This is a genomic window from Acinetobacter sp. NPDC052428, from assembly GCF_044547685.1.
GTDB classification, from domain to species: domain Bacteria; phylum Pseudomonadota; class Gammaproteobacteria; order Pseudomonadales; family Moraxellaceae; genus Acinetobacter; species Acinetobacter lwoffii_G.
Window position 1 is genome coordinate 98170 of sequence record NZ_JBIUAT010000006.1, and the last position, 11958, is coordinate 110127.

Here is an 11958-nt window from a genome sequence, read left to right on the forward strand (position 1 = left end):
TTTAAAAAGCTTAAGCCGCTTTTTTAAACCAAGAGAACCAGCCTTTTTTCTCAGCTTTTACTTCTACTTTTTCAGCAGCCGTGTCTTTGGTTTCTACTGCTTCAGTTTTCGCAGCTTCAACGTGTTGTTCTGCTGTAGCTTGAGCCGTTTCTACTTGAGTCGTCGCTTCTGTTTTTACTGCTTCAGCTTTAGTTTCAGCCGCTTGTTGAGTTGCAGTAACAGTCGCTTGAGCATCTTCAACTTTTGCTTGTACAGGTGCAGCAGTTTCTTTTGCAACAGTTTGGGTTGTTTTAGTTACAACAGTTGCTGGCGCAACTTGAGCTTCAGTTGCCATTGCAGATGCAGAAGTCGCTACGATTGCAGTCGCGATCATTGTTTTAAGCATGTTCATATATACCCTTTTAAGGAAATAGGAAAAAAGAGGCTTGATCATACATTTATAAAATTTAAGTGCTTCATAAATATGGTTTTATTGGTTGATTATTCAACTGAAATTACAAAGGAATAACATTTCATCTAGTTAAGAATTATAATTGTTTAAAACAAATAATTATTTTAGAGATTGTAGTGGGTCAACTTCAAACAAATGGATATATTACTTGCTCATCTTGTAATACAGTAAATAAGCTTCATGAGATTGGTGAACAAGGTCTTTATCATTGTGGAACTTGTAAAAATCCATTAATTTTTATTAATAAAGAAAAGCCTAAACCTGGTTTACTGAAAACTTTAATTATCGCAGGTATGATCGGGATTGCTGGTGGCGTAAGTATAAATCAGATTAAGGATGCTCTCAGACCAACTGAAATTAATTATTCCAAAATACAAACAAATTGGACAGGCACACAAGTTAGGCAGTTTGATCTCAATTGTAAGGCTAATTTGGCATTAGAGAAGAAAAAGTGGGATGCTGAGCGTATTGATAAAACATGTACATGTTTTACTACTTATGTTGTTGAAAATACAAAATATTCATTGTGGGGTAAATTAGATACTGAAGTGGTTGAAGCAGGTATAAAAGAATGCACGTAGTTAGTACAGAAGTAGTTCAATTAAACTTAAATACGAATTTGGGTAAATTTTTAAACTTGATTAATGAAGTTTATGCAGGAAACTTAAAAGCTTTCAGTGATACTTTTTCTGATACAGATGCTTCTTTTTATGAGCGGTTAAAAAAAGATATTCAAAGAGCAAAGCAAGGGTCATTAACCGTTAAGAAAGAAGATGCATTGAAAAAATATATTTTTTTCCTTGAATATAAGCAGTGGGAAAAGAACGCAGATACAAAATTTTTTAAGAAATTGGATCTACAATTAGATACAGCAGTTGAAGCACTATGTAAGGCAACTGGGCAGTAATCTGCCCAGTTAATTGGAATTATTTACAAGCACCTGGTACTCGACATGCACAGCTCGAAGGAGCATGGCAGGCATGATCATCTCCACAGCGTGCTTCTATTGTAAAATCAGGATATGGACCAAACCACAACTCATAAAGTTCCTTAGTACGTTCGAAGGTGTTTTTTAAATTTTGTTGATCTACTTCATCATTGATTCCAAAATATGGATAGTGGTACAGATAAGCTCCAAAAATTTTTAAGCAATCCATGTGGTAATTTCGAGTATCTAAAATGTGAGCATGCCAAAACTCATCAACAAGTTTATTAGGTACTAGCGTTTCTTTTGGATAGAAATATTTTAACGCTAGAAAACGTTTATATTCTTGCTCTGCAAATTCGCAAACTTGTTTTGACATGGTGGCTTCATTACCTGATGTTAATTTAAATTTTAATTTACTGAAATTTAAACTCTCAATCGAGGTCGGCATATTTGATCTTGCTAGAGTAGCTGTATGGTTAAAGTCTATTGCTAAATTTCCCATTTCTTTTTCCTTAGTAGGTTTATAGCGTTGTTGCTATGTAGGAAATATTGCCATCTACCTTTATTTAGATTGGGGAATTTTAAGGGACAAAAAACCCCGCAAAAGCGGGGTTTTCTTTTTGTCGAAGTATTTAAGAATTAAACACGTTCGATCACTGTTGCAATACCTTGACCTAGGCCGATACACATCGTCGCAAGACCGATTTGCGTATCTTGTTGCTCCATTACGTTTAGCAATGTCGTCGTGATACGCGCGCCAGAACAACCAAGCGGGTGACCCAACGCAATCGCGCCACCGTTATGGTTCACGATGTCTTGCTTGTCATAAATGCCTAAGCCTTTAAGCACAGACAGACCTTGTGCCGCAAAGGCTTCGTTCAATTCAAAAGTCTGAATATCAGCAATTGACAGGCCAGCACGTTTCAAGGCTTTTTGCGTTGCCGGAACCGGGCCATAACCCATGATCGCCGCATCACAACCTGCAACCGCCATAGAGCGAATTACGGCACGTGGCTTAAGCCCCAAAGCTTGCGCACGTTCAGCAGACATCAACAGCATTGCAGAAGCACCATCAGACAAAGCTGAAGAGGTCGCTGCAGTCACTGTACCGCCTTTTGGATCGAACACGGGACGTAAAGCACGGAATGATTCGATGTTGGCCTCCGGACGGATTACTTCATCGATGTCACATAGAACTTTATAGCCATCAGCGTTGTGACCCTCAATGCCCACAATCTCGTTCTGGAACAGACCATTTTCAGTCGCAGCCCAGGCACGGCGATGTGATTCCACACCAAACGCATCCTGTTCTTCACGGCTAATCCCGTTCATGCGACCCAGCATTTCCGCAGTCAAACCCATCATGTTCGATGCCTTGGCATAATGCTTTGATGCTTCCGGGTTCAGGTCGATGCCGTGCATCATACCCACATGGCCCATATGCTCAACACCACCGATGATGAAGATATCACCCTGGTTCGTTGCAATTTGCGCCGCCGCAGTATGGATCGCCTGCATAGACGAACCACAAAGACGGTTTACGGTTTGACCTGCAACAGTTTTCGGCAGGTCTGCCAGTAATGCAATATTACGGGCAATATTCATGCCTTGTTCCAGGGTCTGGTTCACACAGCCCCAGATTACGTCTTCAACTTCATGCGGGTCGAATTCGTTACGTACCAATAGGGCACGGACAAGCTCAGCAGACATCGAGTCGGCACGTACATTGCGGAACATACCGTTTTTGGTTTTACCCATTGCTGAACGTACGCCATCAACGATGACAACGTCACGTGGATTTAAAGTAGCCATTCACGTTGCTCCTTAACCGTAGAATTTTTTGTTGTTAGCAGCCATTTCGCGCAACATTTCTGGCGCTTCATAAGCTTTACCAAGGTGCGTATACTTATTGCAAAGCGCAACATACTCAGCTACACCGGTTTGATCGATGTAACGGCATGGACCACCACGGAATGGAGGGAAACCAACACCCATAATCATGGCCATATCTGCTTCAGCAGCAGTGGCTACAATGTTGTCTTCCAGGCAACGAACAGTTTCGTTACAGAAAGCCAGCATCATGCGATCAATGATTTCCTGAGCGTCAAATTCACGTTTTTCCGCAGTTGCAACAGAGGCCACAAGCTCATACGCAGTTGGATCAACCACTTTGGCTTTTTTGCCTTTACGGTCAAGTTCATACTTGTAGAAACCAACGTCGTTCTTTTGACCCAGACGTTTGTTTTCGTACATCACCTGAATCGAACCTTTGAAATCAGGTTTCATACGATCCGGGAAGCCTTCAGCCATCACTTCTGCACCGTGTACGCCAGTGTCGATACCGACCACGTCCATCAGGTAAGCAGGGCCCATTGGCCAGCCGAATTTTTCCATGACTTTATCGATTTGCTGGAAGTCAGCGCCATCTTTAAGCAACAGGTCAAATGCACCGAAGTAAGGGAACAGTACGCGGTTGACCAGGAAGCCCGGGCAGTCATTGACCACGATTGGTGTTTTACCCATTTTCTGAGCAAGCACCACAGTCGTTGCAATCGCTTCGTCAGAAGTCTTCGCACCGCGAATCACTTCAACCAGTGGCATCATATGTACCGGGTTAAAGAAGTGCATACCGACGAAGTTTTCAGGACGTTCCAGGTTTTCAGCCAGACGCGTGATTGAAATCGTAGAAGTATTAGATGCAATGATCGTGTTTTCACGAACTTTTGCTTCAGTTTCTTTCAGTACGATACCTTTGACTTTTGGATTTTCAGTCACGGCTTCGATCACGATGTCCACTTCTTTAAACTCGTCATAGCTTAAAGTTGGACGGATGCGCGCAAGAGTTTCACCCATTTGAGCAGGCTTCATCTTCTTACGTTCAACTTGTTTGGTCAGTAAACCATTGGCTTCTTTCATACCCAAAGCAAGTTGCTGGTTACCGATGTCTTTCATGATGATCGGTGTGCCTTTGCTTGCCGCCTGGTAAGCAATACCACCACCCATGATACCTGCGCCTAGAACAGCCGCCTGGTTCACTGGATGCGCACCTTTTTCATAGCGCTTCGAGGTTTTTTTCACGATCTGGTCATTCAGGAACAAACCGATCAAGGCACCTGCTTGTGGTGTGACTGCTGCTTTAGCAAAACCTTCAGCTTCAGCTTTCAGCGCGTCATCACGATGCAGGCTCGCACCCGCTTGAAGAGAATCAAGCAGTAATTTTGGTGCAGGGTATTGAGCTGGATTAGCTTTTGCCAGAACCATGCCTTTCGATGAGTTAAACGCCATCATCTGTTCGATTGGGCTGAGTTTAACTGGATCAAGTTTTTCCTGACGCTTGGTTTTCCAGTCTAAACGGCCATGAATCGCCTGTTTCACCAGATCAAGTGCAGCATCTTGTAGCTTGTCAGCAGGAACGACAGCATCGACTGCGCCGTCTTTCAGTGCGGCAGCAGGCTTTTTAGGATTGGCCATTGCCATCCATTCTACCGCGTTGTCGATACCGATCAGACGGCTTAAACGTACTGTACCACCGAAGCCCGGGAAGATCCCCAGCTTGATTTCAGGCAGGCCGACTTGCGCCTGTTCTGACATCACACGGTAGTCACACACCAGGCACATTTCGAAACCGCCACCGAGTGCCATGCCATTAATGGCAGCCACTTTAGGGATGTCGAGGTCTTCGAAGCTGTTAAAAATTTCATGTACTGGCATTGCCCAGTCAACAATCGCTTGTTCACCCTGAGCAAAGTTGTCGCCGAATTCAGTGATATCAGCACCTACAATAAATGTAGATTTGCCTGAAGTCACAATCAGACCTTGAATATCGGCATGGGAGACGGCTTCGATAGCAGCCTTGAAATCTTCAATCGTTGCACGGTTGAATTTGTTAACGGACTCACCTTGTAAGTCAAAGCGGAATTCTGCAATCCCGTCCTCAAGCATTTGGACGGTAATGGCATTGCCAGCGTGGATCATGCCCTGATCTCCTTTATTTTGGAGGACTTCTAAGTTGATGTTGTGAAGCAAGTGCGCATATCCCGCGCACTTTTTGACTTCGCTAATCTTACGATAACTATATCCAAAAAGAACATAACAAGTTGTATCAAGCCGTGACGCAATGGTCATCAATTTCTGCCAGACTGATCCGCCCCGCTATAACTTTTCCTTTCAGTTCTCTAAAAGAAGATGAACCAAAGATTTTGTTTCAATTCATTATTTTTTATCAATCAGCCTGATAGATATGGAGCAGGGTGACTGATTTTCAAGGTGCATTTCTAGCGGAATTTTGTCAATTCAGTCAATTTCTATCCTTGAACTTGCCATTTTTAGCCTCGAAGTATGCTGAGTGCAGGGCTTTCAGGTCTTTGCTGATAGTATTTAATCAGCACAAATAACAGTGTATTAGATCATTTGAGTTACTGAACTTTTCTGATGAGATCGAAAATGGGAACGATCCTGTCGATGTGTGATTTAAAATAATTTCCATCCTGCCGGGTTGAATCCCTGTCATCTGCTATGGAATTGTTTATGATGATCTTGCACTTAGATATGGGGGATATCGATGCATGTATTTCGTTCTAAAAAAGACTGGTGGCTGCTGGCTTTTGTGATTTGTATGAGTGGCCTGTTGCTGCAACTACTGCTGACCATGCAGGCCAAAGGCACTATGCAGCAATATCCGCTGCACACTGCGGTTTATGTCCTGACTATTATCATTTTATGGTGGCCGCTGTGGAGTACGCGCTATGTGATGGACAATGGGGTGTTGACCATAAAAAGCCTGTGGTTAAGCTGGAAGATTCCGTTAAGTGAAATCCAATCCATTCAGCCCACAGACCACTCTATCATTGCGCCAGCCTTATCTTTAAAGCGTCTGAGGATTGACTATACTGATGCGGGCGTGCAGAAATTTATATTGGTTTCACCCAAAGATCAAACTGCTTTTATACAGGTGCTTCAGCCGAATAAAAACTGATATCGAGTCTGCCTTAGTTAAGCTTTTGCTTGCTCAGGCAGAACCACCAGCTGTCCATCGACACAGTCCAGATGCAGACTGAACTGCTCAGGCTGGTTTAAAAAATACAGCGCCAGAATCGGCTCCAGTTCGGTACGCATCTTGCGGCCCAAATGTCGGGCGCCGTAACGAATATCATGGTCCTGATAGAAATAGGCTTTGGCTGAAGCGCTTAAATGCACGCTGCGTTGCTGATGTTGCAAGCGCTTGTTCAGTTTATCCAGTTCAATTTCGACCAGACGTGGCAGGGCATCATGCTGTACCGCCTGATAATGCAGGCTGCGGTCAATCCGGTTCAGAAATTCAGGGTCGAATTTACGCTGCATGACTTTTTCAATGATGCGCTGGGTGGGAACGCGCTTCAGACACAGCGCCTGCATTTTCTCAGGCAGATAGCTGAGTTTGTCCAGATATTGCTGCGCCGCCTGTGCCCCGACATTGCTGGTCATAAAGATCATGCAGTTGCGAAAATCGATAGTTTTAGTGCCCGCTGTCAAGGTCAGCCGGCCAGTATCCAGCACGTTCATCAAGCCGCGAATCACTTCGTTACTGGCTTTTTCTAGCTCATCAAACAGCATGATACCGGGCCGGGTATGGCTGCCGGCAATCGCAGTTTCATCAAACAGGCTGTGGCCTTCTTTAGAACCAACATAACCGGGCGGTGCGCCGGTCAAAGCCGCGGCATAATGTTCCTGTGCCAGAGTATTCATATCAATCCGGCAAAAGGCGTCCGGGCGACCATAGATCGCTTCGGCAATCAGACGCACGGTTTCAGTTTTACCGACGCCAGTAGGGGCCAGCATCAAGGTAACCGACAAAGGGCGATCCGGGCTGGAAAAATCTGCCTTGACCACATGCAACATTTTTTCAATTTCATTCAGGGCTGCATCCTGCCCAATAATCCGTTCACGTAGCAGTTGCATTACCTTACTCGGCTCGAAATGAAAACGCGGTTTACCAATCAGGCGAGCACGTTCAGACGGGTGATGGGTGGAGGTGGAGGGTTGAACAATATGAATGCCCGATTGCTGCAGGGTCATGCGAATCATCTCAAAACTAGACTTTTTGAGCATAACAAAGTTAAAGGTTGAAACTTATAGCTTTTAACAATCAGTTTATGTCGTGAGGATTATAGATTGGGGGGATAACCCGACAGGAACTTTAAGATTAAGTGGCAGCTTCAGGGGAATTTTGTGTTTTTGCTTGAAAATGACGCAACAATCATCACATATATCTGCAGATTGTAGGTGAAAAATAGGCTTTAGGTGAACGAAAACGCACGCCCCCATATTGAAAAAATCCTGGCGAATATGACCAGCCTGCCCGGGGTCTACCGGATGTATGGCAAAGACGGTGAATTATTGTATGTGGGTAAAGCCAAAAACCTGAAAAACCGGGTCTCCAGCTATTTTGTCAAAACGCTGGATCATCCCAAAACCCAGGCCTTGGTGGCACGGATTTATGATATCCAGACCCTGGTGGTACGTTCTGAAACTGAAGCCTTGTTGCTGGAACAGAACCTGATCAAGCTGCATCATCCGCCCTATAACATCATGCTGCGTGATGACAAATCTTATGTCTATATTTTTGTTTCGGCAGATAAACCCTATCCGCGTTTAGCCAGTGGGCGCGGCAAGGGCAAGCACCAGGTGGGCAAGTTTTTTGGACCTTATCCGAGTGCGTATACCGCCCGGGATACTCTGGTGGTGCTACAAAAACTGTTCAATGTGCGTTCCTGTGAAAACAGTTTTTTTGCCAACCGGACCCGGCCATGTCTGCAATACCAGATCAAACGCTGCTCTGCGCCCTGTGTCGGATTTATTTCTCCAGAAGACTATAAGGCAGATGTCGATAACTCGATCCGATTTTTGCAGGGCGATACCAAGGAGCTGAATCAGGAACTGATCGCAAAAATGGAAGCGGCCGCTGAAGCGCTGGAATTTGAAAAAGCGGTGTTCTATCGTGACCGGATGGCATTGTTAAGAGACGTACAGTCGCAGCAGGCGATCTATAAGCTCAAAGGCGAAGCCGATATCCTGTCGATTGCCTATCAGGCCGGGGTGACCTGTGTGCAGATCATGCATGTGCGCAACGGCAAAATGCTGGGTGGAAAAAGTTATTTCCCAGATATGCTCAGTGATGACCTGGGGCAGATGCTGGCCGATTTTATTGCCAATTTTTATTTTCAGGTGGCCGATGAAATCCCGGCTGAACTGATTGTTAATCTGGAAGTGGCTGATCGTAAAGAACTGGAAGCAGCACTCTCGCAGCATTTTGGCAAGAAAATCCAGATCAAGTCCAAAGTCCGCGAAACCCGGGCCGAATGGCTGGAACTGGCGCAGATGAATGTACAGCACGCGATTCAGGGCAAGCTGGCCAATCATATAGAATTAAATGAGCGTTTTCATCAGCTGGAGCAGGTGGTCGGCCGTCCGGTAGACCGGATCGAGTGCTTCGACATTTCACATACCATGGGCGAAGATACCGTGGCATCCTGTGTGGTCTTTGATAGTGGCGGCGCGCGCAAGCGTGATTATCGCCAGTTCTCCATTCATGATATTCAGGCGGGTGATGACTATGCCGCCATGCGTCAGGCGCTGACCCGTCGTTATAAAAAAGCCCTGTTGCCAGACTTGCTGCTGATTGATGGTGGCAAGGGGCAATTGCACATGGCAATGGAAGTCATGCAGGAACTGGGACTGGATGCCTTTATGGTCGGTGTGTCCAAAGGTGAGGGACGTAAGCCTGGTCTGGAAACCCTGCACTTTACCGATGGCAGTAAAATTCAATTACCGGAGGATCATAAGGCACTGCATCTAATTCAGCAGGTACGTGATGAAGCACACCGCTTCGCGATTACCAAGCATCGTGCCAAACGCGATAAAAAGCGTGGTTCATCAGTGCTGGAAGTGATTCCGGGGCTCGGACCAAAACGCCGTCGGGATTTGCTGACCCATTTTGGCGGGATTCAGGGCGTACTGAAAGCCTCAGAAAGAGATCTGCAACTGGTACCGGGACTGGGTTCAGTCATGGCCCGGATGATTTATAAAGTGCTGCATGAATGACGCGTGGCTTAAATGCAAGGGCCAAAGTGCGCATTGACGCTTGGGTCACGTGACATTCACAACCTGAAGAATTTTGCCGAATATACTGAGCATCAAGACTTACTGAGGGATCAACATGTCTTTGCATGCACTTTATGCACAAATTGCCGAACAGGAATGGGTAGAGTTTCCACAGGGATGGTTACAGGGTCGTACTCTGTATGGTGGTCTGGCTGCCGCGATGATGATGCAAAAAGCCGTCACTCACATCAATGATCCGGCCAAGCATTTGCTGAGTTGCAGTGTGACCTTTGTCGGCCCGATTCAGCAAGCCAAAGTACGACTGAGTGCCGAAATCCTGCGGCAGGGCAAGTCGGTGACCACGATTGAAGTGCGCTTATGGCAGGACGACGCGGTGCAAAGTATTCTGATTGCCAGTTTTGGTATTTCCCGTGATTCAGAGATTCAGGTTCAGCAACAAGCTCAGGCACCCGACTATGCTGCGCCAGAGCAGCTGTTGCAGATTCCTGCTGGCTATGGCATGCCAGACTGTTATGATCATTTCGAAGTGGCCTGGGCGGATGTCAATCTGCCTTGTAGTGCCAGTTCTCGTCCGGACTTTGGCGGCTGGTGCCGTTTCCATCCCGAAAAGCATTGCAACCGTGAATTTCTGGTCGCCGACTTGATGGCCATCTTTGATATCTGGCCACCCGGGGTGTTACCGATGTTTAAAAACATGGCGCCTGCGAGTAGTCTGACCTGGACAGTGACCTATGTGCATCCGGTTCAACATCAATTGCATGATTGGTTTAAATATAAAGTATTTACCGACTATGCTGCGGATGGTTATACGACGGAGCAAGCCTATCTCTGGGATGCCGAAAATCGCCTGATTGCAATGGCAAGACAAACAGTGACGGTGTTTGCCTAGTGACACTGCAAGTCAATTCGTATAAAGTGAAGCCTATTAATGATGGATCAAACCTCTAAAAAAGTGTGCATTTTCATCGTACATGAGGGGAACAATTGGCGGTGTCTATGACTACAGGTCGTATCCTGAATATTCCAAATATCTTGACCTTGGCGCGTATCGCTCTTATTCCGGTATTTTTATTGGTGGCTTACTGGCCGCCTGCAATGGGCTTTGATGCCCATAATCCCGACATGACGCGGCATATTATTTTAACCACGATCTTTGTGGTGGCTGCGGTGACGGACTGGTTCGATGGCTATCTGGCACGAACATTAAATCAGACCTCTGCTTTTGGACGTTTTCTCGACCCAGTTGCAGATAAATTGATGGTGGCGGCTGCACTGATTGTACTGGTGCAATGGCAACCTTCGATGTCGATGGCTTTTGCTGCGATTGTGATTATTTCACGTGAAATTACTGTTTCAGCATTACGTGAATGGATGGCAGAACTGGGTGCACGAACCAATGTTGCAGTATCAACCGTGGGTAAATACAAAACGGCTTTTCAGATGATTGCGATTACCGTGTTTTTGCTGAACTGGCCACCACTGGAAATGCTGGCCTATGCCTTATTGTACACAGCAGTCATCCTGACTTTATGGTCGATGTTTATTTATCTGAAAGCGGCTTGGCCCTATTTGAAACAGCCTTAAGCAAAATTAAAAAATAAGCTCCTTGAAAGGGGCTTTTTTTATGCTCCGAAATTATCAAAATTTGATAAATCACAGGCAAAAAAATACCCAGCCTTTGGGGGAAGAACTGGGATGAAATCGGGGTATTTGTTGCTTATTGTTATAGTTATTCAAAGATATCTCATCTTCTTAAAGCTCATTATAGAGAGACCGTTTTGCAAAATCATATGACTTCTTGTAGCAGATTGTTGTGTTTTGTGATCAGTCTGTATGTAAGATTTACAATCTATAATTTTGATACAAATATGAATGTTTTTCAGCAGGATAGTGGCTGACTATTGGCGGGGGATAGGCTAGGTAAAAATGCTTTTTAATCCTTCGACTTTTGTCTAAAAAGTACAGAATACCGGCCGCCGCCCAATCAAAACACTGAATTCAAGACATCAATAACTTAGCTTGCTGCTATTACTCTGTTCTTGAAATTCGAAAGCGCTATTGGGGAGAAAGATTTATAATTTCAGAAATGAAAAAGAGCCTCAAAAGAGACTCTTTGCAGATTAAAGCCTACGTGCAGCATAGCTGCTTGTCTTGCGTTCGGGTGGAGCAGCGCTCCACTAATCCTTACTCAGGCTTTAGCCCTTCAGCTTTTTCCAAAGTTTCGTCATTGCTAAAGAACTTTTCACGTTGTTCTTCTAGAAACTTTTTCGCGTCCGGTTCAAATACGTTTAAACGCTTTTCATTAATCAGCGTAGTCTGGTGTTTGAGCCATTCCTGCCAAGCCTGTTTAGACACATGGTCAAACAGTTCCTGACCCTTGGGGCCTGGGAAGGGTGCAAAGTCCAGGCCTTCCATTTCTTGTTGATACTTACGGCAAAATACTTGTCGAGACATATCAATACTCCGAATTTAAGCTAAA

12 protein-coding genes are annotated in these 11958 nt (G+C 45.1%); 6 read left to right on the forward strand and 6 right to left on the reverse strand.

Annotated elements, in window-relative coordinates; all coding sequences use genetic code 11:
* Positions 1 to 10: 10 nt before the first annotated feature.
* Positions 11 to 391 (reverse strand): hypothetical protein, encoded by a 381-nt coding sequence (locus tag ACIG3F_RS06205; protein ID WP_396469608.1) that lies wholly within the window; start codon positions 389 to 391, stop codon positions 11 to 13.
* A 176-nt stretch (positions 392 to 567) separates the two neighbouring features.
* Here ACIG3F_RS06205 and ACIG3F_RS06210 point away from each other — a divergent pair, with 176 nt between their 5' ends.
* The gene (locus ACIG3F_RS06210) at positions 568 to 1032 is read left to right on the forward strand and encodes a hypothetical protein (RefSeq protein WP_396469609.1); all 465 of its coding nucleotides are present in this window, start codon (positions 568 to 570) and stop codon (positions 1030 to 1032) included.
* Positions 1023 to 1358: a hypothetical protein gene (locus tag ACIG3F_RS06215; RefSeq protein WP_396469610.1), complete on the forward strand. Its 336-nt coding sequence runs from the start codon at positions 1023 to 1025 to the stop codon at positions 1356 to 1358. The genes ACIG3F_RS06210 and ACIG3F_RS06215 overlap by 10 nt, the downstream gene beginning before the upstream one ends.
* A 19-nt stretch (positions 1359 to 1377) precedes the next feature.
* Here the strand turns inward: ACIG3F_RS06215 and ACIG3F_RS06220 are convergent, their stop codons facing one another.
* From ACIG3F_RS06220 to fadB, 3 genes are all read right to left on the reverse strand, one after another.
* Entirely contained in the window at positions 1378 to 1881 is a 504-nt protein-coding gene (locus ACIG3F_RS06220) for a glycine-rich domain-containing protein (RefSeq protein ID WP_396469611.1), read from the reverse strand.
* Positions 1882 to 2018: 137 nt separating this feature from the next.
* A complete protein-coding gene (fadA, locus tag ACIG3F_RS06225) occupies positions 2019 to 3191 on the reverse strand; it encodes an acetyl-CoA C-acyltransferase FadA (RefSeq protein ID WP_396469612.1) in 1173 nt (390 codons plus the stop codon).
* A 12-nt stretch (positions 3192 to 3203) separates the two neighbouring features.
* Entirely contained in the window at positions 3204 to 5354 is a 2151-nt protein-coding gene (fadB, locus tag ACIG3F_RS06230) for a fatty acid oxidation complex subunit alpha FadB (protein ID WP_396469613.1), read from the reverse strand.
* A gap of 586 nt (positions 5355 to 5940) precedes the next feature.
* Between fadB and ACIG3F_RS06235 the strand changes: the two genes are divergently transcribed.
* On the forward strand, positions 5941 to 6354 hold the full coding sequence (locus tag ACIG3F_RS06235) for a PH domain-containing protein (protein WP_005105414.1): 414 nt from the start codon (positions 5941 to 5943) through the stop codon (positions 6352 to 6354).
* 17 nt (positions 6355 to 6371) lie between these two features.
* Here ACIG3F_RS06235 and ACIG3F_RS06240 read toward each other — a convergent pair whose 3' ends face one another.
* Positions 6372 to 7433, reverse strand: a complete 1062-nt coding sequence (locus ACIG3F_RS06240) for an AAA family ATPase (RefSeq protein WP_396469614.1) — start codon at positions 7431 to 7433, stop codon at positions 6372 to 6374.
* A 225-nt stretch (positions 7434 to 7658) separates the two neighbouring features.
* Between ACIG3F_RS06240 and uvrC the strand changes: the two genes are divergently transcribed.
* The 3 genes from uvrC to pgsA all read left to right on the forward strand — a co-directional run bounded on the left by uvrC (position 7659) and on the right by pgsA (position 11063).
* Positions 7659 to 9458, forward strand: coding sequence for an excinuclease ABC subunit UvrC (gene uvrC, locus ACIG3F_RS06245; RefSeq protein ID WP_004647300.1), 1800 nt, complete (start codon positions 7659 to 7661; stop codon positions 9456 to 9458).
* Between the two features lie 115 nt (positions 9459 to 9573).
* Positions 9574 to 10368 (forward strand): thioesterase family protein, encoded by a 795-nt coding sequence (locus tag ACIG3F_RS06250; protein ID WP_396469615.1) that lies wholly within the window; start codon positions 9574 to 9576, stop codon positions 10366 to 10368.
* A gap of 107 nt (positions 10369 to 10475) precedes the next feature.
* Positions 10476 to 11063 carry a CDP-diacylglycerol--glycerol-3-phosphate 3-phosphatidyltransferase gene (gene pgsA / locus ACIG3F_RS06255; RefSeq protein WP_396469616.1) on the forward strand — a complete coding sequence of 196 codons (588 nt, stop codon included), beginning with the start codon at positions 10476 to 10478 and terminating at the stop codon, positions 11061 to 11063.
* Between the two features lie 600 nt (positions 11064 to 11663).
* On the opposite strand, the gene ACIG3F_RS06260 is transcribed toward pgsA, so the two are convergent.
* The gene (locus tag ACIG3F_RS06260; protein ID WP_005095230.1) at positions 11664 to 11933 is read right to left on the reverse strand and encodes an oxidative damage protection protein; all 270 of its coding nucleotides are present in this window, start codon (positions 11931 to 11933) and stop codon (positions 11664 to 11666) included.
* Positions 11934 to 11958: the final 25 nt, after the last annotated feature.

Excerpts from the sequence above, each read along its gene's own strand:
- ACIG3F_RS06260 (WP_005095230.1), bottom strand. The coding sequence starts at position 11,933 with ATGTCTCGACAAGTATTTTGCCGTAAGTATCAACAAGAAATGGAAGGC.
- ACIG3F_RS06215 (WP_396469610.1), top strand. The coding sequence starts at position 1,023 with ATGCACGTAGTTAGTACAGAAGTAGTTCAATTAAACTTAAATACGAAT.
- ACIG3F_RS06250 (WP_396469615.1), top strand. The coding sequence starts at position 9,574 with ATGTCTTTGCATGCACTTTATGCACAAATTGCCGAACAGGAATGGGTA.
- ACIG3F_RS06240 (WP_396469614.1), bottom strand. The coding sequence starts at position 7,433 with ATGACCCTGCAGCAATCGGGCATTCATATTGTTCAACCCTCCACCTCC.
- pgsA (WP_396469616.1), top strand. The coding sequence starts at position 10,476 with ATGACTACAGGTCGTATCCTGAATATTCCAAATATCTTGACCTTGGCG.
- fadA (WP_396469612.1), bottom strand. The coding sequence starts at position 3,191 with ATGGCTACTTTAAATCCACGTGACGTTGTCATCGTTGATGGCGTACGT.
- ACIG3F_RS06220 (WP_396469611.1), bottom strand. The coding sequence starts at position 1,881 with ATGGGAAATTTAGCAATAGACTTTAACCATACAGCTACTCTAGCAAGA.
- ACIG3F_RS06235 (WP_005105414.1), top strand. The coding sequence starts at position 5,941 with ATGCATGTATTTCGTTCTAAAAAAGACTGGTGGCTGCTGGCTTTTGTG.
- fadB (WP_396469613.1), bottom strand. The coding sequence starts at position 5,354 with ATGATCCACGCTGGCAATGCCATTACCGTCCAAATGCTTGAGGACGGG.
- ACIG3F_RS06205 (WP_396469608.1), bottom strand. The coding sequence starts at position 391 with ATGAACATGCTTAAAACAATGATCGCGACTGCAATCGTAGCGACTTCT.